19 protein-coding genes are annotated in these 18,696 nt (G+C 53.0%); 6 read left to right on the forward strand and 13 right to left on the reverse strand.

Features of this window, described 5'->3' with window-relative positions; all coding sequences use genetic code 11:
* Nucleotides 1-28: 28 nt before the first annotated feature.
* The 6 genes from cheW to flhD all read right to left on the reverse strand — a co-directional run bounded on the left by cheW (nt 29) and on the right by flhD (nt 5,458).
* Entirely contained in the window at nt 29-532 is a 504-nt protein-coding gene (gene cheW / locus FU672_RS02305) for a chemotaxis protein CheW (RefSeq protein WP_008500420.1), read from the reverse strand.
* Between the two features lie 19 nt (nt 533-551).
* Nucleotides 552-2,585: a chemotaxis protein CheA gene (gene cheA, locus FU672_RS02310; RefSeq protein WP_148241988.1), complete on the reverse strand. Its 2,034-nt coding sequence runs from the start codon at nt 2,583-2,585 to the stop codon at nt 552-554.
* Nucleotides 2,586-2,589: 4 nt separating this feature from the next.
* The gene (gene motB, locus FU672_RS02315) at nt 2,590-3,519 is read right to left on the reverse strand and encodes a flagellar motor protein MotB (protein WP_029741333.1); all 930 of its coding nucleotides are present in this window, start codon (nt 3,517-3,519) and stop codon (nt 2,590-2,592) included.
* The gene (motA, locus tag FU672_RS02320; protein ID WP_008500417.1) at nt 3,516-4,403 is read right to left on the reverse strand and encodes a flagellar motor stator protein MotA; all 888 of its coding nucleotides are present in this window, start codon (nt 4,401-4,403) and stop codon (nt 3,516-3,518) included. The genes motB and motA overlap by 4 nt, the downstream gene beginning before the upstream one ends.
* Nucleotides 4,404-4,526: 123 nt before the next feature.
* The gene (gene flhC / locus FU672_RS02325; RefSeq protein WP_013096051.1) at nt 4,527-5,105 is read right to left on the reverse strand and encodes a flagellar transcriptional regulator FlhC; all 579 of its coding nucleotides are present in this window, start codon (nt 5,103-5,105) and stop codon (nt 4,527-4,529) included.
* Nucleotides 5,106-5,107: 2 nt separating this feature from the next.
* Entirely contained in the window at nt 5,108-5,458 is a 351-nt protein-coding gene (gene flhD / locus FU672_RS02330) for a flagellar transcriptional regulator FlhD (protein WP_063143681.1), read from the reverse strand.
* 794 nt (nt 5,459-6,252) lie between these two features.
* Between flhD and uspC the strand changes: the two genes are divergently transcribed.
* Nucleotides 6,253-6,681, forward strand: a complete 429-nt coding sequence (gene uspC / locus FU672_RS02335) for a universal stress protein UspC (RefSeq protein ID WP_148241989.1) — start codon at nt 6,253-6,255, stop codon at nt 6,679-6,681.
* Nucleotides 6,682-6,696: 15 nt separating this feature from the next.
* Here the strand turns inward: uspC and otsA are convergent, their stop codons facing one another.
* From otsA to araF, 5 genes are all read right to left on the reverse strand, one after another.
* Nucleotides 6,697-8,121 (reverse strand): alpha,alpha-trehalose-phosphate synthase, encoded by a 1,425-nt coding sequence (otsA, locus tag FU672_RS02340; protein WP_148241990.1) that lies wholly within the window; start codon nt 8,119-8,121, stop codon nt 6,697-6,699.
* Entirely contained in the window at nt 8,096-8,899 is an 804-nt protein-coding gene (otsB, locus tag FU672_RS02345; protein WP_148241991.1) for a trehalose-phosphatase, read from the reverse strand. The genes otsA and otsB overlap by 26 nt, the downstream gene beginning before the upstream one ends.
* A gap of 176 nt (nt 8,900-9,075) precedes the next feature.
* Nucleotides 9,076-10,062 (reverse strand): L-arabinose ABC transporter permease AraH, encoded by a 987-nt coding sequence (araH, locus tag FU672_RS02350; protein ID WP_025760332.1) that lies wholly within the window; start codon nt 10,060-10,062, stop codon nt 9,076-9,078.
* 14 nt (nt 10,063-10,076) lie between these two features.
* Entirely contained in the window at nt 10,077-11,591 is a 1,515-nt protein-coding gene (araG, locus tag FU672_RS02355) for an L-arabinose ABC transporter ATP-binding protein AraG (protein WP_148241992.1), read from the reverse strand.
* 71 nt (nt 11,592-11,662) lie between these two features.
* On the reverse strand, nt 11,663-12,652 hold the full coding sequence (gene araF / locus FU672_RS02360) for an arabinose ABC transporter substrate-binding protein AraF (RefSeq protein ID WP_024909787.1): 990 nt from the start codon (nt 12,650-12,652) through the stop codon (nt 11,663-11,665).
* 789 nt (nt 12,653-13,441) lie between these two features.
* Between araF and FU672_RS02365 the strand changes: the two genes are divergently transcribed.
* Together FU672_RS02365 and FU672_RS02370 are read left to right on the forward strand one after the other, a co-directional pair.
* Nucleotides 13,442-13,945, forward strand: a complete 504-nt coding sequence (locus tag FU672_RS02365) for a non-heme ferritin-like protein (protein ID WP_148241993.1) — start codon at nt 13,442-13,444, stop codon at nt 13,943-13,945.
* 157 nt (nt 13,946-14,102) lie between these two features.
* Nucleotides 14,103-15,446, forward strand: coding sequence for an anaerobic C4-dicarboxylate transporter (locus tag FU672_RS02370; RefSeq protein WP_148241994.1), 1,344 nt, complete (start codon nt 14,103-14,105; stop codon nt 15,444-15,446).
* A 42-nt stretch (nt 15,447-15,488) separates the two neighbouring features.
* Here FU672_RS02370 and FU672_RS02375 read toward each other — a convergent pair whose 3' ends face one another.
* Together FU672_RS02375 and azuC are read right to left on the reverse strand one after the other, a co-directional pair.
* Nucleotides 15,489-15,740: a DUF2766 family protein gene (locus tag FU672_RS02375; RefSeq protein WP_008500405.1), complete on the reverse strand. Its 252-nt coding sequence runs from the start codon at nt 15,738-15,740 to the stop codon at nt 15,489-15,491.
* Nucleotides 15,741-15,848: 108 nt separating this feature from the next.
* Nucleotides 15,849-15,932 (reverse strand): stress response protein AzuC, encoded by an 84-nt coding sequence (gene azuC / locus FU672_RS02380; RefSeq protein ID WP_014884364.1) that lies wholly within the window; start codon nt 15,930-15,932, stop codon nt 15,849-15,851.
* A gap of 234 nt (nt 15,933-16,166) precedes the next feature.
* Between azuC and yecR the strand changes: the two genes are divergently transcribed.
* From yecR to tyrP, 3 genes are all read left to right on the forward strand, one after another.
* The gene (gene yecR / locus FU672_RS02385; protein WP_148241995.1) at nt 16,167-16,505 is read left to right on the forward strand and encodes a YecR family lipoprotein; all 339 of its coding nucleotides are present in this window, start codon (nt 16,167-16,169) and stop codon (nt 16,503-16,505) included.
* A 204-nt stretch (nt 16,506-16,709) separates the two neighbouring features.
* A complete protein-coding gene (ftnA, locus tag FU672_RS02390) occupies nt 16,710-17,207 on the forward strand; it encodes a non-heme ferritin (protein ID WP_111964846.1) in 498 nt (165 codons plus the stop codon).
* A gap of 307 nt (nt 17,208-17,514) precedes the next feature.
* Nucleotides 17,515-18,666 carry a tyrosine transporter TyrP gene (gene tyrP, locus FU672_RS02395; RefSeq protein WP_262348993.1) on the forward strand — a complete coding sequence of 384 codons (1,152 nt, stop codon included), beginning with the start codon at nt 17,515-17,517 and terminating at the stop codon, nt 18,664-18,666.
* The last annotated feature ends 30 nt before the right edge of the window (nt 18,667-18,696 follow it).

An 18,696-nucleotide genomic window follows, 5' to 3' on the forward strand; every position in this document is an offset into this window, starting at 1 on the left:
GCAACCTGGGTTGCCGTTTTGCATTTACCTACGCTACGTGACTCGCGGCGATATCCAGCAGCGCCATCTCATCGCTGTTCAGCAGCTTCTCAATGTTCACCAGAATCAGCATACGCTCGCCGAGCGCGCCCAGACCGGTCAGGTATTCGGTCGACAGCGTGACCGCAAACTCCGGCGCAGGACGAATTTGGTCAGAGGTCAGGGAAAGCACATCAGATACGCCGTCCACCACGATACCTACCACGCGCTGCCCCAGGTTCAGGACGATCACCACGGTGTTGTCGTTGTAGTCAACGTCGCCCTGGCTGAACTTCACGCGCAGATCCACGATTGGCACAATGACGCCACGCAGGTTGGTGACACCTTTAATAAAAGCAGGCGTGTTAGCGATGCGGGTAACCTGGTCGTAACCACGGATTTCCTGCACTTTCAGGATATCGATGCCGTATTCCTCATCGCCTAAAGTGAATACCAGGAATTCCTGCCCTGATGGCTCGCCCGCCAGTTTCGTTACATTACTCATACCGGTCATGTTATTACCTTCTACTTAATCAGGCGGCTGTGTACGCCACACGTTGTTCACGATTTAATCCCTGAAGCGCCGACACATCGACGATCAGCGCCACGCTACCATCACCCAGAATGGTGGCGGCAGAAATACCCGGCACTTTGCGGTAGTTGCTTTCGAGGTTCTTCACCACTACCTGGTGCTGGCCAATCAGCTGATCAACCAGCAGCGCGTAGCGGCGGCCCGCGCTTTGCAGGATCACAACGATACCCTGCGTGGCCTCTGTCTTCGCCCCGTCCACTTCGAACACTTTCCACAGTTCCACCAGCGGCAGGTACTCACCGCGCACTTCGAGGACGCGCTCGCCGCCCGCCAGCGGATGCAGATCTTCTTCACGCGGCTGTAGGGATTCCATCACGGCGTTCAGCGGCAGGATAAAGACTTCGCCCGCCACTTTGACCGACATGCCGTCGAGGATCGCCAGCGTCAGCGGCAGCAGGATGCGAATGGTGGTGCCGGAACCCTGTTTAGACTGGATCTCAACGTGGCCGCCCATCTCCTGGATGTTACGTTTCACCACGTCCATGCCTACGCCGCGCCCGGACACGTCGGTCACCTGCTCTGCGGTAGAGAAGCCCGGCGCGAAGATCAGCATGCCCACTTCTTCGTCGGTCATGTTTTCATTGACCGCCATCCCCTGCGAAATCGCTTTTGCCAGGATGCGCTCGCGGTTAAGACCGGCGCCATCATCGGTCACTTCGATGCAGATGTTCCCGCCCTGATGTTCCGCAGACAGGATCAGGTTCCCGACCGGGGATTTTCCGGCGGCAATGCGGTTTTCCGGCAGTTCGATACCATGGTCGAGACTGTTACGCACCAGGTGCGTTAACGGGTCGATGATACGCTCGATCAGGCTCTTATCCAGTTCGGTTGAGCTGCCCATCAGGGTCAGTTCAATCTGTTTATTCAGCTTGCTGGCAAGGTCACGGACCAGACGCGGGAAGCGGCTGAAGACATATTCCATCGGCATCATGCGGATGGACATGACCGATTCCTGCAGGTCGCGGGCGTTACGCTGCAACTGACCCATGCTGGTAATCAGATCGCCGTGCGTGACCGGGTCCAGTTCGTTAGAACGTTGTGCCAGCATCGACTGGGTGATCACCAGTTCGCCAACCAGGTTAATCAGCTGGTCAACCTTCTCAACCGCAACGCGGATACTGGTTGACTCGCTGGAGCGCGCGGCAGGTTTTTCACCACGGCCAGGTACCGCGGCCTCTTTTGGCACCGCCTTCAACGCCGGGGCCGCAGGCGTCACAGCCGGGGCGACGGCCTGAGCGACGACAGCCACCTCTTCCGCAGCGGCAGGGGCTTCAACCGCAGCCGTTTCGGTTTCGAAGGCGATCTGGTCAGCTTCAATCACAAAGCACAGCACCGCGACGATATCGTCCTGGCCAATACCGTCATCAAGCGTCGCAGCAAGGCTGTCTTTGCCTTTTACTACATTGCTTAATTTCGCCAGATTACCCAGCTCTTCTTCCAGCAGGTTAACTTCATTCTCTTTCAGGCGTGACAGCACAACGCGCAGTTTGTCCGCCTGCGCGGCAGGTGCAGCCTCCTGCGGGGCAACCGCATCGACAACGCTCAATTTTGCGGCCGGAACAACCGCTGCGGCAACCTCACCTTTTGCTTCCAGCGCGAGCTGGCGCAGTGCATTGCAGATGTATTCAAAGCTGGCGGCATCAGGCTCTGCCGAACTTTTATAGGCGTCGAGCTGTTCCTGCATAATATCTTTGGTTTCCAAAAACAGGTTGATAATGTCGGTATTGAGCTGCATCTCACCGCGTCGTGCTTCATCAAGCAGGTTTTCCATTAAATGGGTCGTTTCCTGCAGGATGGTAAATCCAAACGTTCCGGCTCCGCCTTTAATAGAGTGCGCCGCACGGAAGATGGCATTGAGCTGCTCGGAGTCCGGTGCTTCGGGCACCAAATCGAGCAAGTGTTGCTCCATATCGGCCAACAATTCGTCGGCTTCATCAAAGAATGTCTGGTAAAAATCGCTAATATCCATGCTCACGCTATCACCTCGGATTGGCTGGTGGCGATGTTGGAACGGCAGCCGAAGGAACGGCCCCAGGCTGTTTTAAATCGTCCAGTGACTCATTCTGACTTTCGGCGTTTTCATGCAGGATGGCCTGCTCCGCCTGCTGGTTCAGCACTAAAAGACTGATACGACGGTTGATGGCATCATCCGGCCCGCGGTCGGAAACGCGCATGGTTGCGGCCATGCCGACTACGCGCAGTACCTTGCCATCATCAAGCCCACCTACCACCAGCTCGCGACGCGAGGCGTTGGCACGATCGGCAGAAAGCTCCCAGTTGCTGTATCCCTTCTCCCCACTGGCGTACGGGAAATCATCCGTGTGTCCTGACAGACTAATTCGGTTAGGAATGCCGTTCAGCACCGGTGCAATACCGCGCAGAATGTCGCGCATGTACGGTTCGACTTCCGCACTCCCGGTTTTAAACATTGGGCGGTTCTGGCTGTCGATAATCTGAATACGCAGCCCTTCCTGCACCAGGTCGATCTTCAGATGCGGGCGCAGCGCGCGCAGCTTCGGATCCGCTTCAATCAGCTGATCGAGATCGCCACGCAGTTTCTTCAGTCGCGCCTGCTCCATCTTTCTTTTCAGCTCGTCGATGTTCGGCTCTTTTTTCACCTCACCCTTCTGCTGGGTGTAATCATCGCCGCCGCCCGGGATCGGGCTTTCGCTGTTAGAGATACGCGGCCCACCGGCCACCGCCGTTGCCAGCGGCGTTCGGAAATATTCGGCAATCTGGATCAGTTCTTTTGGGCTGGAGATGGAGATCAGCCACATCACCAGAAAGAACGCCATCATTGCAGTCATAAAATCGGCGTACGCAATTTTCCACGAGCCGTGTGCACCATGCCCACCGCCCTTGTGCTTGCGTTTTTTTACGATGACGATCGGATGGGACTGGTTTTTCATGCGTCCTCAGTTGTCGTCTGTTGATTTGGGTTTTTCACCGCACGCACGTGTTCTTCAAGCTCGATAAACGACGGACGCTCGCTGGAGTAAAGCGTTTTACGACCAAACTCAACCGCGATCGGTGGCGCGTAACCGTTGAGGTTAGAGAGCAGCGTGATCTTCACGCACTGCATCATTTTGGTGGTCTCCGCGCTCTTCTGGCGCAGAACGCTTGCCAGCGGAGAGATGAAGCCGTACGCCAGCAAAATACCGAGGAAAGTTCCCACCATCGCATGGGCAATCAGCGCACCGAGCTCGGCTGCCGGACGGTCTGCCGAGGCCAGGGCGTGAACCACCCCCATCACCGCGGCAACGATACCGAATGCCGGAAGCGAGTCGCCGACCAGCGCCAGGCTGTTGGCCGGCACTTCAGATTCGCTTTCGTGGGTTTCGATCTCTTCGTCCATCAGCGCTTCGATTTCGAAGGTATTCATGTTGCCGCTGATGATGAGTCGCAGATAGTCGACGATGAAATCCAGCATCATGGCGTCAGCAAGAATTCGCGGATAGCTGGCAAAAATTTCGCTCTCTTTTGGGTTTTCAATATCCCGTTCAAGCGAGAACATCCCCTGCTGACGCGACTTCGCCATCAGGCGATAGAGCAGTGCCAGCAGATCCATATACATGCTTTTGGTGTATTTCGAGCGACGGAACAGCAACGGAATCGCTTTCAGCGTGCCCTTGATCGATTTACCGTTGTTACCAACGATAAAAGCCCCTACCCCTGCACCGCCGATGATAATAAGTTCAGCCGGTTGATAGAGTGCTCCAAGGTGCCCGCCGGTCATCATGTAACCGCCGAAAACTGTACCGAGAACTACCAGGTAACCTAATAAGATAAGCACGACATCATCCTTCCGCTAGTGACTATGGCAAGGACGTCCAGCTCGCAGCGTTTACCGTTTGCGGGGTAAAAAAAAGCAGCGGTAATTGCTTACCGCTGCTGGAATCTTTCCCACACGTTCGGGTTAAACAGCTTGTTCGATCTGTTCATCCAGCAGTTGTGGAATAATATCGGCAGCATCCCGGGAAAGTTTACGTCTTTTTACTGCGCGGGATGGAGGCTGACATAAACTACAGGCGAAGCTGCCTGCAGGCTGATGAGCATGGGTAATAAAATTGCCATCGCAGCAATTGCAGCGCGACAGTTCAAGCATTCCGCTCTCAACAAAACGCACCAGCGTCCATGCGCGGGTCAGCGCCAGCAGAGGGCCTTCTTCCTGCTGTGGGCATTGTTCAAGGTAAAGTTTGTACGCTTTGATCACGGCGTCAACGCCGCTACACAAACCGGTTTTAAGAAGATACTGCCAGGCATTACAGAACATGGAAGCGTGAATATTCTGCTCCCACGTCATAAACCAGTCGGTAGAAAACGGCAGCATGCCTTTCGGCGGGGGACTACCACGTAACTCTTTATACAGTTTGATGAGACGGCCACGGCTCAACTGAGTCTCGCTTTCCAGCATTTGTAAACGAGCACCCAGTGTAATCAGCTCCATGGCCAACTGTATGTCACGCGCTTCCTGAACAATGCTTTTCTCGCTCATTGCTAGGCCCTTTTCTTACGGGCTGCGTCATCAGGCTGGCTGATTTCGGTAAGCAAGCGAGTGGAGAGAAGAATACCGGTGTGGATCTGTTGAAGATCGTCCACACGGGAATCCTGCGTCAGACGCGTTATTGTCTGCGAATCATCGAAACGGAACTGGCAAACCAGTTGATTCGTTTCAGCCAGTTTAACCATCTGCGGGAGGGTTAAGCCGCCCAGCATGGTTGCCATCTCTTCGTTAATACCCAGACGAAACATCGCGGACGCCTTGTCCTGACTAATCAAACGCTGCGCGAGCAGTAAATACGACAAATTGATGTCATAGATATGTTTTAGCAACTCGGATGTATGCATTGTTCCCATCCCGAATAACCAACTATTATTTTTATGCGGAAAGACCGCACCCCGTGATGTCGCCGGGAAATCACCCGGTATAAAAAAGAAAAGGCTAAATGCATAGTTGAATTTAGGTTTGTATTCACTGAAACCGTAAGAGAGAAACCGCGAATGCGTCTCTTACATGTTTTATCATTTCTTACAAATAACTAAGATTTTTCCTAATTCGACGCAAACTCTACTCGTCAGTTTTGCCACATACAATCCAGCCACCCTCAAATTTAAAAAAAATGTGATCCACGTCACACAATTTAAGTGAATATCCCCCATAAATCCATCAGTATGACTTGTAATTTGTTCACTTTTTAACCGATCAGTACTGTTTTGTATTCTTAATTGACGAATACTCATGCAGACGGGTGATCCGAACTGGCATGCAACGTGCTTTTATCGCCGTAAGCGCCGCGCGGAAACATTTACAACAAACCCCTCTCCGGGAAACATTTTTCTTACCGTGAAAAAACATATAGTTATGCAGATAGCACAAAAAAGATGTTTCAGGACGTGATCATTTGAAATGAGTTTGTAACGCGTCAAAACGATTTAACAGTGAAAGCGTGAATTTGTGTGATTTACGTTAAGTTGTTAATTTTTTTCATTTAGGCGCATTTTTCAGTTATTCTTCTTATAAGAATAATTAATGAATAATTATGATAAGCTTCACACTAATGTCGTAATCAGCTCTTGCAGATCCAGGGAATTCGCGGTAAAGGTGATCAAACGCTGTCTGTCAGACACCTAAGGAGTGCGCCATGAGTTACTCCCATCTTCTTGTTTCCGTTGCAGTTTCCCCCGAAAGTCATCAGCTCGTCGCCCGGGCAGTTTCCATTGCCAGACCCCACAATGCCCGCATCAGCCTCATCACGCTCGCCGCAGAGCCAGAGATGTATAATCAGCTGGCAGCCCCTATGCTGGAGGATATTCGTGAGGTCCTGCAGGAAGAAACACAGCAATTTCTGCGCGAATTGGTGGAAAAGGCACAATATCCGGTTTATGAGACAATTATTGCGACCGGGGAACTTAATGCCCATATTCTCGACATGTGTCGTAAACAACATATTGATTTAGTGATTTGCGGGAATCATAACCACAGCTTTTTATCGCGTGCAGCCTGCGCGGCGAAATCCATTGTCGCGTCGAGCCAGGTCGATGTGCTGTTAGTGCCGCTTGGGGGGAATTAACCCCCCAGAGGAAAATCAGGCGAGTTTAGGGAAGGTCGCGATCTTTTTTTGCAGATCGCCTTCATGACTTTGCGGGATGATATCCCGGAGATCCTGAATAAAACGTGCCTGCCAGTGGTTAATGTCGTTCTTACGGATCGTCTCCATCATGTCAGCATGGCGGGAAAGACGTTCCGTGAGCGGCATTGTCAGGGCGCGATTCAGCGCGTTTGCCACATCATCCCTGTCATAAGGGTTAACGATAAGCGCTGACGTGAGCTCATTTGCGGCTCCGGCAAACTGGGAGAGCACCAAAACCCCCGGATCGGCAGGATCCTGGGCCGCCACATACTCTTTCGCGACGAGGTTCATCCCGTCGCGCAGCGGCGTGACCAGGCCAACATCCGCATAGCGGAAAACCTTCATCAGGATCTTACGGTCAAAGTGCTGATTCAGGTAAAAGAGCGGTGTCCAGCCCAGTTGCCCGTAGCGGCCATTAATGCGCCCTGCTTCTGTCTCCAGCTGGTGGCGAATATCCTGATAGGCCTGAACCTCACCGCGCGACGTCGGCGCGATCTGGGTATAGCGGATTTTACCGTGATGCTGCGGGTATTTATCCAGCAGCGTTTCATACGCCAGGAAGCGTTCCGGCAGCCCTTTGGAATAATCAAGACGCTCTACCGAGAAGATATTTTTCACGTGCTTGAGTTCATTCTTAAGCTGCGCCAGCTTTGGCGGCAGCGGGCCGGAAGCCTGCTCAGCGATTTCGTCAGGCTCAATTCCTATTGGATACACTTCGGTGTGGAAGGTTTTCCCCCACGCCGTATGGTTTTTCCCGCCTTTAGTCATCAGACGCGTTTTACCTGACACGGAGTCAAGGAACGCGAGGCGGTCATTTTCGGTCTGGAAGCCCAGCAAATCGTAATCACACAGCGCCTCCAGCAGCTCTTCATGCGGCGGGAGCGCGGTAAAAATCTCCGGCGTCGGGAACGGGATGTGCAGGAAGAAGCCAATCCGGTTATTTACCCCTCTTTTTCGCAGCTCTCTGGCGAAGGGCAACAGGTGATAATCGTGGATCCATAAAATATCGTCTTCTTCTATTAATGGCAGCAGTTTATCCGCCAGCAGCGCATTCACGCGCGAGTAGCCTTCGAAGGCTTCACGCTGGAATTTGACCAGGTCAAGACGATAGTGAAACGCAGGCCACAGGACGGCATTCGAGAACTGCGAGTAATACTCGTTATAGTCTTTCTCTTTCAATGCAAACGAAGCCCACGTAATATTTCCGCGCGTCACCTTTTTGAGCGGTTTCTCTTCTTCACTGATTTCCCCACTCCAGCCAAACCACAGCCCGCCAGCGGCTTTTAAGGCACCTAACACCCCTACCGCCAGGCCACCTGCACTGGATTTTTTATCATCAGGCGGTGCGATTCGGTTAGAGACGACGACTAAGCGACCCATAATGCTTTCCCCCTTTGCTTTGCGCTATTTGTTGTTGTTGCTGGTTAGCGATGTCAGATATCCACTGCCAGACGCTGGCGACATCCGCCAGTCGCCATTCGGCTACAGTGTCACCAGGCCCCACCTTGACGGCGATCCCTCCGGCCTGATTCACCACACGAAACCCGGCCTCGTCGGTCAGGTCATCCCCAATGAAAACGGGCGTTCGCCCTTTGAAAGGCGGCGACGCCATAAACGCGGCGATGGCGGCACCTTTATTAATCCCTTTCGGTTTTAACTCCACTACGCATTTGCCGGGTTGCAACGCCAGCTGTGGATGCGTATCTGCAACCGTCTGAGCAAGCGCAAGCACGGCCTCCTCATGCTGCGGCGCCTGACGATAATGCAGGGCAAAGGCCATGCCTTTGGCTTCCAGCTCGGTGCCAGGCAGCGCTTCGAGCGCAGCAGAAAGCTGCTTATGGAGCGTTTGCGTGAGCGCGTCGGGGAGTGAAACGATATGCGTGTGATCATGGATGTCGCGGCGCTCCGCTCCGTGTACACCGGCCAGCGGAAAGTGGTAAGGACTGGCGAGCATATCCAGCTCGGCCATTGAGCGCCCTGATATCAATGCCAGTGCTCCCTCGTTCATGAGCGAGAGCTGATGCAAATCCTGTAAAACCGCATCCGGAATAGACACCTGGTCAGGGTGCGGCTTTATCCCGGCGAGCGTGCCGTCGAGATCAAAAAAGAAAGCATAATGTCCGGGCAGTACAGGCGGTGCGGTTAACATGTCAGCCACCCTTTTCCTCCTTACGGTTTACGAGAGGTAAACGCCTTTACCTCTTTCATAGCCATGTAAGTATAGACAGTGTGACGTGGCTCGCCATTTGACAACCGCCCCGCCAGTTTTGCTGGCGAGGCGGTTAAGGGGTCAACTAAGGTTATAAGTTGAGCAATAAAAGACGGGGAAAAGGGTTACACGGTACGCTTCGCTTTTTGCTTGTAACGGTCGAAAATCACCGCTGCCAGCAGGATCAGGCCACGAACCACGTACTGCGAGAACGGCGAAATATTCAGCAGGTTCATGGCGTTCTCCACCGTGCCTAAAATCAGGATACCGGCCACCACATATGAGATTTTTCCGATGCCACCCTTGAGGGAAACGCCCCCTAACACGCAGGCCGAAATGACGATCAGCTCGTAACCGATAGAGGTCATCGGCTGGCCGCTGGTCATACGCGAAGCCAGAATAATCCCCGCAGCGGCAGAAACCAGCCCTGAGAGCACAAAGATAATAATCTTGGTTCGCACGACCGGTACCCCAGCCAGACGAGCGGCTTCTTCGTTACCGCCAATTGCCAGCGTATTACGGCCAAAGGTGGTCCGGTTGAGCAGGAAGCCGAACAGGATCAGGCAAGCCACGGTCAGCCAGATAGGCGCAGGCAGACCCAACCAGTTGGCGTAACCCAGCGTAAAGAAGCGCTCGTCTTCAATCCCCACCGCTTTACCATCGGAGATGATATAGGCCAGCCCGCGGACAATTTGCATCGTCGCAAGCGTGGTGATCAGGGCGTTAATCTTCAGACGCGCGATAACAAAACCGTTCACCAGACCGCTGATGACGCCGAGTAACAGACCGGCCAGAACGCCTATCCACAGGCTCTCCGTCATGTTGATCACCACTGCCGTCGTGACGCCCGCACAGGCAATCACCGACGCCACCGACAGGTCAAAATCGCCGGAGGCCAGACAAAACAGCATCCCGCAGGCCACCATCCCGGACATGGAAATGGCCAGTCCCAGTCCCTTCATATTAATAAAGGTGGCAAAATTAGGAACAAAGATCGCGCAGGCAAGGAACAGTGCGGCAAATACCACCAGCATGCCGTACTGATCCCAGATACGTCCAACACTCAACGCCGACTTCGACTTCGGCACTCCGGATGTAGTAACAGAGGACATCATTAACTCCTTACTCAGGCGACAGCCTGGCTGACTTTAGGCATGGCGAGCTTCAACGCCTGTTGTTCATTCGCCTGTTCATGAAGTAATTCACCGGCAATTTCACCTTCACGCATCACCACAATGCGGTCGGCCACGCCAAGCACCTCCGGCAGATCGCTGGAGGCGAAGAGCACCGCCACGCCGCGTTTTGCCAGCTCATAGATCACGTTATAAATCTCGTGTTTTGCCCCCACATCGATACCGCGCGTCGGTTCGTCCAGCAAAATGACCTTCATATCTTCTGACAGCCAGCGGCCTAAAATCGCCTTCTGCTGGTTTCCGCCTGACAAATTCATGATCAGCTGTTCCGGACCCGGTGTTTTGATATTCAGCGAGCGAATATGGTGGTCGGCGTTGCTCGACTCCCAGCTATCGTTTATCAGGCAGCCTGCGCGAATAAACTTGCGGCGGGCGGAAATATTGATGTTGTCGCGTACCGAATGCACCGGAATAATCCCCTCGGCTTTACGGTCTTCCGGGCAGAGCATCATGCCCGCCTTGATCGCGTGGGCCGGCTTCTGAATATCTACCCGCTCGCCGTCAATGGAGACCAGCCCATCGGTAATGCGGGTACCGCCGAACAGGCCTTTCATCAATTCACTGCGCCCCGCCCCCACCAGACCAAACAGGCCGACGATTTCGCCGCTGCGGACGGATAACGAAACAGGCGTTCGCACGCCCGGCGCTTTGACGTTATCCAGGCGCAGGCGTTCAGGGCCATACTGGCGCGGCTGCCAGTGATAAATATCACCCAGCTCGCGTCCGACCATCGCCTGAACAAGCTGGTCATGGTTAACCTGCTCCATGTCGGTAAAGGTGCGCACATAGCGTCCATCTTTAAAGACGGTGATGGCGTCGCTCAGGGCAAATATCTCTTCCATACGGTGTGAGACATACAAAATCGTACGGCCTTCCTGCCGCAACTCGCGGATCACGCGGAACAGATTGTCAATTTCACGCGCAGAGAGCGAACTGGTGGGCTCATCGAAGGCAATAATTCTGGCGTTACGCGCCAGCGCTTTGGCAATTTCAACCATCTGCCACTGGCCGATGGAGAGATATTTCAGCGGCGTCTGGGGATCGACGTCCAGTCCAAGGTGTTTAAGCTGCAGCCCCGCTTCATAATTAAGTAGCGAACGATTCACCACGCCGCCTTTATGCGGGAGCTGTCCTAAATAGATATTTTCCGCCACGGTCATCTCAGGAATGAGGTGCAGCTCCTGGTAGATGATGGCTACCCCGGCATTGAGCGCCGCCGTGGTATCGGCAAACGCCGCCTCTTCGCCGCGAATGGCCAGCGTGCCGGTTGTTGGCGCGTAGTTGCCGCTGAGGATTTTTAACAGCGTGGATTTTCCCGCACCGTTTTCCCCCATCAGGGCGTGAACCTGGCCGGCATAGCAGTCGAAGCTGATATCGGTCAGCGCGTTAACACCGGGAAAGGTTTTCCCGATGCCGCGAAAAGAGAGATACGGATTAGACTGTTGCATAACAACTCCGTGATTCCTGTAGTGTGTACGTCTGGCCCCTCACGATGCATGAGGGGCACAATCACAGCGTATTACTTACCGCCCAGTCCTTTTTTCGCCAGCTCCTCTTTGAAGTTGTCGCGGGTAATCAGCACCACGTCGGTCACTTCGGTAAATTTCGGCGGCTCAGCTCCTTTGGTTACCCAGTTGTAGAGCATCTCACTGGATTTGTAGCCGTGAACGTCCGGGCTTGGCAGCAGAGAGCCGTAGAAGCCGGTAGCCTGCGCTTTGGACAGCTCGCTGACGGCGTCAACACCGTTGATGCCAATCCCGATCACGTCAGGCGCTTTGAAACCCTGGCCTTCCGTCGCGCGTACCCCACCCAGCACGGTGTTGTCGTTCATGCCGACTACCAGCCAGTGTTTGACCTCCGGATGCTGGACCAGCATAGAGTTCGCGGCGTCGAAAGCGCCCGGGATATCGTTGGATTTGGTTGGGACTTTATAGATCTGTTTTTCCGGGAAGCCAGCCGCTTTCAGCGCGTCCATTGAACCGGAAGTACGGCGACGTGCGGTGTCCAGCTCGTCCGCGGTGATGGCCATCACCGCGGTCTCTTTGACATCCCAGCCGCGCTTTTGCATCTCTTTATAGAGTTCCTGGCCCTGGCGTTCGCCGATTTTGGTGGCCGCCATCATGACCAGCGGGACGCTGTCCATCGGCTTGCCTTTGGCGTTAACGAACTGATCGTCAACCGCAATGACCTTCATGTCGTAACCGCGCGCTTTCGCCGCGATTGCCGATCCCAGCTTTGGATCCGGGGTACAGATAACAAAGCCTTTCGCGCCGCTGGCCGCCAGGCTGTCGATGGCGTTCAGGGTTTTCTCACCGTCTGGCACGGCGATTTTAATCACTTCAAAACCTAAATCTTTCCCGGCTTTATCGGCGAATTTCCACTCAGTCTGGAACCAGGGTTCTTCGGGCTGTTTTACCAAAAAACCGAGTTTTAAATTCTCAGCGATAGCGGATTGTGACATAACGGCAGCCAGACCGATGGCCGCCAGCGCTTTAGTAAATTTGTGCATGGTAAACTCCAGCTTTAGCATTCTTTTCTGTAGGGAATATGTGCGTGCTTCTTATTTAATCGGACTTAAAACAAGGCATTAGCGCTTACCTCGTCATAAGCGTTATTGCTTGTGATAGTTTTAGCGGGAAATTAATCATCCATAAGAGAGCCCCATCACACCGCAGAATTACAGTAATTGCGTACATAAATTCAGCGAAAAATGACATAAAAAAGGCAGGATTTGTCGGACAAATGAAAGTGGGTTAAGCAGAATTATCCATAAGATTAGCTAAGATATCCCTGATACCCCTCAGCGGGCAAAACGGTACCTGGCGTTAAATGGGTTCAACATGTTTTTCATCACAAATGTACAATGCAGCTGAAGAATCGTTATTCCGCAGAATTTGATTTAGCGCAATTTTATTAGCACATCATATATTCGAAACGATTAATCCGTATTTCTCTTTTTTACGGAGCATTATTCCAACTTAATATTTTCGAAAGAGTAACAGTGTATCACTGCAATAAAAATCGTTAATTATTAGACCATTAAGCCACGTTCAATTCATGGCGAGCGAATTGCATTTCTGTACTATATTAAACTTTGTAATGTATGGTAAATACAGCTTAATTAAGAGTTTTCTTAGACCAAAGACAAGGGTATGCTTATTTATATCGAACACAGGAAGTGAATTTCGGTCGACTTCGGTCACGGCAGAATGTCTATTTCTGCTCTTTTTCTTCGTATTTGCCTGACGCTCAGGTTAAGCAACGGACATCACGTCCCACAGTCAATAAGGATATGAGTATGGCTACCCAAACGATGATGCAAAAACTTAACGCGCAGATGAACCTTGAGTTCTACGCCTCGAATCTGCACCTTTACTTAAGTGCGTGGTGTTCCGAGAATAGCCTCACGGGATCTGCCACATTCTTTCGCTCTCAGGCGCAAAGTAACGTCACCCATATGATGCGTGTCTTTAACTTCCTGAAAGCCGCAGGGGCAAATCCTGTCGTTAAAGCCCTTGATGGGATCAATGAAAACTACTCTTGCCTGGAAGAGCTGTTTCAGAAAACGCTTGAAGAGTATGAACAACGCTGCAGCACCCTCAACAAGCTGGCCGATGAAGCCAAAGCGCAGCAGGACATTACGACGCTTAAATTCTTACGTGATATGGACAAAGAACAGCAGCAGGATGGCATGCTGCTGAAGACGCTGGCGGATGAGATCCATAATGCGCAGCAGGCGGGTTTATGTCCTGAGCAAACCGACCGTCATCTGCTCGACATCGTGGCCGTGCAGCATCATTGAGTCTTTTGACCTGCTTCCGTTCCGGGGGCAGGTTCCCCTTCTAAGCTCCAACCTTCTGCTTTTGCTGAAATTTAACAAATCAGATCTGGCTCCCAATGATTAACCACACAACGTGTGATGATTTATTTAGTTACATAATCATTGACGAGGGAGCATCATGATCACCATTGAGTTTGTTGTCATTCTCCTCTGCCTGCTGACGGGTACGCGTTTCGGCGGTATGGGGCTTGGGTTAATCAGCGGTATTGGTCTTTTTATTTTATGTTTTATCTTTGGTCTGCAACCGGGTAAGCCGCCGGTAGACGTTATGCTGACCATCCTCGCGGTGATTGGTTGTGCGGCTACGCTGCAGACTGCGGGTGGCCTCAACGTCATGATGCAGTTTGCTGAACGTCTGCTGCGCAAACACCCGCAGCACATCACCCTGCTCGCCCCTTTCACCACCTGGATGCTGACCTTCCTGTGCGGCACCGGGCACGTGGTCTACACCATGTTCCCCATCATTGCGGATATCGCCCTGAAAAAAGGGATCCGCCCCGAGCGCCCCATGGCCGTGGCATCGGTCGCATCGCAGATGGCGATTACGGCATCCCCCGTTTCCGTTGCCGTGGTGTCGCTGGTGTCCATCCTGGCGGCCCAGCATGGGATCGGCCACGCGTGGGGGATTCTGGAAATTCTCGCCGTGTCGGTTCCCGCTTCACTTTTCGGCGTGGCCATTGCGGCCCTGTGGAGTTTACGCCGTGGAAAAGATTTGGCAGACGACATGGAGTTTCAGGAAAAGCTGAAAGATCCTAAGCAGCGCGAGTTTATCTACGGCGGAACGGAGACGTTAATGAATCAGCGTTTCCCTAAACAGGCCTACTGGTCCACGTGGATTTTCTTTGCCGGTATTGCCGTGGTCGTTCTGCTGGGGGCATTCCCTGAACTGCGCCCCGCCTTTGAGCTGAAAGGCAAAATGACGGCGCTGTCGATGAACCTTGTCATTCAGATGATGATGCTAATTGCGGGCGCCGTGATGCTAATGGCCTGTAAGGTCAATGCGTCGGCGATTTCCAACGGCGCGGTGTTCAAGGCCGGTATGGTGGCGATCTTCTCGGTGTTCGGCGTGGCGTGGATGAGCGATACCTTTTTCCAGGCGCATCTCGATGAGTTAAAGCTGGCGCTGGAAGGCGTCGTGAAAAGCCACCCGTGGACGTATGCCATTGTGCTGTTTCTGGTGTCAAAACTGGTGAACAGCCAGGCGGCTGCGCTGACGGCCGTTGCGCCTATGGGCCTCATGCTTGGCATCGACCCGAAGATGCTGATCGCCTTTTTCCCGGCGTCATACGGCTATTTTGTCCTGCCGACCTATCCAAGTGATTTGGCCTGCATCGGCTTTGACCGTTCAGGCACGACCCGCATCGGCAAATTTATCATCAACCACAGCTTTATTCTGCCAGGGCTGATTGGGGTAAGCTGCGCGTGTGCGGCAAGCTACCTGCTGGTCCAGACGTTCTTCTGACCGCATCAAAGGGCGACGCCTGCCGTCGCCCATTTCCCTGCTTTAGTGGGACTCACCCTGAGGGGTGAATCGCAGTTCAATCAGCGCGATGGCTTTTTGGATCGCACGAAGCGTAACCGGGTCAGCGGCAGCAGGATGGCTGGCGAAATCGATGTTTTTCAGCTGCGTAGACATCTTCTCGCGCACTTCAACCGGCGCAATCACGTCCAGAACATCAAGAATTTGTTTGATAACCAGCTGACAGGCAACAACGTCAGAGACCAGCTCCTGATCGGCGCTCAGGTTTTGTGACATGGGGTTTTCTCCTTATTTAAAGGCCGTCATAGTAGCAAAACACGCCCCCTGACATCTTCCCTTCATCGCCTGCAGGTACAAAAAAACCCGCCGAAGCAGGTTTTTTTATCAGAACATGGCGCCCGGCGGCACGTCTTTGAACGTGCGGCAGTAATTGGCCCACATGCTTTTCAGGATTTTGCGCAGTTTCACGATGATGCTCCATTAACTTGTTATACAACTTTATTATCAACGTGCCTATAATATGACCATTATCACAAAAATCAACACACTTGTGACGCACATCACATTTCCATCAGGGTATGGCCTGAAAGCGCTCACCGCTGACCCGTTGCGAAGAGTGAGGGCAGATTGTCCGGCTATTCCAGGCATTGCAGCGGGCATCTGCGGGTACGATAACGTATTTCCATCCACTCAGAGCGAACCATGAAAAGAGTCATTGTAGCCGGCACAATCCTGCTGCTCGCGGGGTGTAGTATTAACCGCCAGGCTGAAGTCAGCAGCCTCGACGCGCCGAACGGCATCGTCCGCCTCGACTACGGCCAGGCAGCGCTGCAAAATGCGTATTCCGATGAGTATGTGAATAACGGCACGGCGGCAAAAGCGTGTCAGAACATGGGATTTGCCACTGCCTCAGCCTATGGTCAGCCCATTAAAACCTGCACCCTGACCAGCGGCTCTGTGTGCCTGAACGAGAGCGTGACTATCCAGTATAAATGTATGGGTTACGCCGTTAATCCTAAGTCAAATAATCCGTGGTATTAATCGAAGCTGCCAGCGCGTGCTGGCAGTTTATTTCATTACGAACAAAAATAATTCTCATTAATAAGTTATAAAAATCGCCAATGCGTTTTATTCCCATTCGTATTTTAAATAAATAAAATAAAAATTTTACGTTTTGCAAATAATTAAATAACAAATTATAGTGTCGCTCATTGTGAACCAGAAATAATAATCCGGAGCGTCACCATGCTGAAAACTGAAATGATCGACAAGCTCAACGCACAAATGAACCTTGAGCTTTTTTCATCCCTGCTCTACCAGCAGATGAGCGCCTGGTGCAGCTACCACAGTTTCGAAGGTGCGGCCGCGTTTCTGCGTCGTCACGCTCAGGAAGAGATGACCCACATGCAGCGTCTGTTTGATTATCTGACAGATACGGGCAGCCTGCCGCGCATTGACACCGTGGCATCACCGTTTGCGGAGTATAATTCTCTCGATGAACTGTTCCGCGCTACCTACGAGCACGAGCAGCTGATCACGCAGAAAATTAACGAACTGGTTCATGCGGCGATGACCAGCCAGGATTATCCAACCTTTAATTTCCTGCAGTGGTACGTCGCTGAGCAACACGAAGAAGAGAAGCTGTTTAAATCCGTGCTGGATAAATTATCTCTGGTGGGGAAATCCGGCGAAGGTCTTTACTTTATTGATAAAGAACTTTCCACTCTTGATACACAGAATTAATATCAATGCGGTGCTGGTTTCCGGCACCGCGTTAATTTGCCTTCCCTCCCCCGCCTAAAACACGCATTTTATTCCCTGTTCGCTTTGTTTACGTCACGCCTGACCGTCGCCCCGCGTCGGATTGGCAGCAGCACAATACGTAAACCTTTCATTACACCCCTTGTAACGGTGGTTTGACGAATTACCCCTTTTGCCTTACTCTGCGCCGCAGATTTATTCGCGGTTAAGCATCGTTGTAGAGGAAAGCGTGAAAAACAGAACCCTGGGAAGTATTTTTATCGTCGCCGGAACGACAATTGGCGCAGGAATGCTGGCAATGCCCCTGGCCGCTGCGGGCGTGGGATTTGGCATGACCCTGCTGCTGCTGGGCACGCTCTGGGCGCTGATGTGTTATACCGCACTGTTGCTGCTTGAGGTTTACCAGCATGTGCCTGCCGACACTGGTCTGGGTTCTCTTGCGGCCCGCTATCTGGGACGCTATGGCCAGTGGATAACCGGCTTTAGCATGATGTTCCTGATGTACGCCCTGACCGCCGCCTATATCAGCGGCGCCGGGGAACTCATCGCCTCCAGCGTCAACGACTGGTTTGGCTCTGACATTACCCCTGCGACCGGGGCTATCTTCTTTGCGCTCATCGGCGGCGGCGTGGTCTGCGTGGGGACATCGCTGGTCGATCTGTTTAACCGTTTTTTGTTCAGCGCCAAAATTCTCTTCCTGATTGTCATGCTGGTCCTGCTGGCACCGCATGTGCACAAGGTCAACCTGCTGACGCTGCCGCTGGAAAAAGGGCTGGCGCTTTCCGCGATCCCGGTCATTTTCACCTCGTTTGGCTTCCACGGCAGCGTGCCAAGCATCGTCAGCTATATGAACGGCGATATTCGCAAGCTGCGCCGTGTCTTTGTTATCGGCAGTGCTATCCCGCTGATCGCCTATATTTTCTGGCAACTGGTGACGCTGGGCAGCATTGATTCTTCAACCTTTATAGGGCTGATGGCGCAACACGCCGGCCTGAACGGTTTTCTGCTGGCCCTGCGCGAGGTCGTCACCTCCCCGCACGTGGAGCTGGCGGTGCACCTGTTTGCCGACCTGGCGCTGGCAACCTCGTTCCTGGGCGTGGCGCTCGGCCTGTTTGATTACCTGGCGGACCTTTTCCAGCGTCGCAATACCGTGGCCGGACGGTTACAGACGGGCGCAATCACCTTCCTGCCGCCGCTGGCTTTTGCGCTGTTTTACCCACGCGGGTTTGTGATGGCGCTGGGGTACGCAGGGGTGGCGCTGTCGATCCTTGCCCTCCTCCTCCCTTCCCTGCTGGCATGGAAGAGCCGCCAGCAGCATCCTCAGCAAGAATATCGCGTGGCGGGAGGAAAACCGCTGCTGTGCGTTGTGTTTGGCTGTGGGGTGGTGATTATTCTGGTGCAGATGTTGATTGCAGCCGGGATGCTGCCAGAAGTGGGATAAATAAAAAAAGGGGCTATCATCAGCCCCCTT

Source organism: Enterobacter asburiae (assembly GCF_008080435.1).
GTDB classification, from domain to species: Bacteria; Pseudomonadota; Gammaproteobacteria; order Enterobacterales; family Enterobacteriaceae; genus Enterobacter; species Enterobacter asburiae_C.

What these genes read in the sequence shown, in the direction of transcription:
- cheW (WP_008500420.1), bottom strand. Translation starts at nt 532, where the DNA reads ATGACCGGTATGAGTAATGTAACGAAACTGGCGGGCGAGCCATCAGGG.
- motB (WP_029741333.1), bottom strand. Translation starts at nt 3,519, where the DNA reads ATGAAAAACCAGTCCCATCCGATCGTCATCGTAAAAAAACGCAAGCAC.
- flhC (WP_013096051.1), bottom strand. Translation starts at nt 5,105, where the DNA reads ATGAGCGAGAAAAGCATTGTTCAGGAAGCGCGTGACATACAGTTGGCC.
- flhD (WP_063143681.1), bottom strand. Translation starts at nt 5,458, where the DNA reads ATGCATACATCCGAGTTGCTAAAACATATCTATGACATCAATTTGTCG.
- uspC (WP_148241989.1), top strand. Translation starts at nt 6,253, where the DNA reads ATGAGTTACTCCCATCTTCTTGTTTCCGTTGCAGTTTCCCCCGAAAGT.
- otsA (WP_148241990.1), bottom strand. Translation starts at nt 8,121, where the DNA reads ATGGGTCGCTTAGTCGTCGTCTCTAACCGAATCGCACCGCCTGATGAT.
- araH (WP_025760332.1), bottom strand. Translation starts at nt 10,062, where the DNA reads ATGTCCTCTGTTACTACATCCGGAGTGCCGAAGTCGAAGTCGGCGTTG.
- araG (WP_148241992.1), bottom strand. Translation starts at nt 11,591, where the DNA reads ATGCAACAGTCTAATCCGTATCTCTCTTTTCGCGGCATCGGGAAAACC.
- araF (WP_024909787.1), bottom strand. Translation starts at nt 12,652, where the DNA reads ATGCACAAATTTACTAAAGCGCTGGCGGCCATCGGTCTGGCTGCCGTT.
- FU672_RS02365 (WP_148241993.1), top strand. Translation starts at nt 13,442, where the DNA reads ATGGCTACCCAAACGATGATGCAAAAACTTAACGCGCAGATGAACCTT.
- FU672_RS02370 (WP_148241994.1), top strand. Translation starts at nt 14,103, where the DNA reads ATGATCACCATTGAGTTTGTTGTCATTCTCCTCTGCCTGCTGACGGGT.
- FU672_RS02375 (WP_008500405.1), bottom strand. Translation starts at nt 15,740, where the DNA reads ATGTCACAAAACCTGAGCGCCGATCAGGAGCTGGTCTCTGACGTTGTT.
- yecR (WP_148241995.1), top strand. Translation starts at nt 16,167, where the DNA reads ATGAAAAGAGTCATTGTAGCCGGCACAATCCTGCTGCTCGCGGGGTGT.
- ftnA (WP_111964846.1), top strand. Translation starts at nt 16,710, where the DNA reads ATGCTGAAAACTGAAATGATCGACAAGCTCAACGCACAAATGAACCTT.
- tyrP (WP_262348993.1), top strand. Translation starts at nt 17,515, where the DNA reads ATGCTGGCAATGCCCCTGGCCGCTGCGGGCGTGGGATTTGGCATGACC.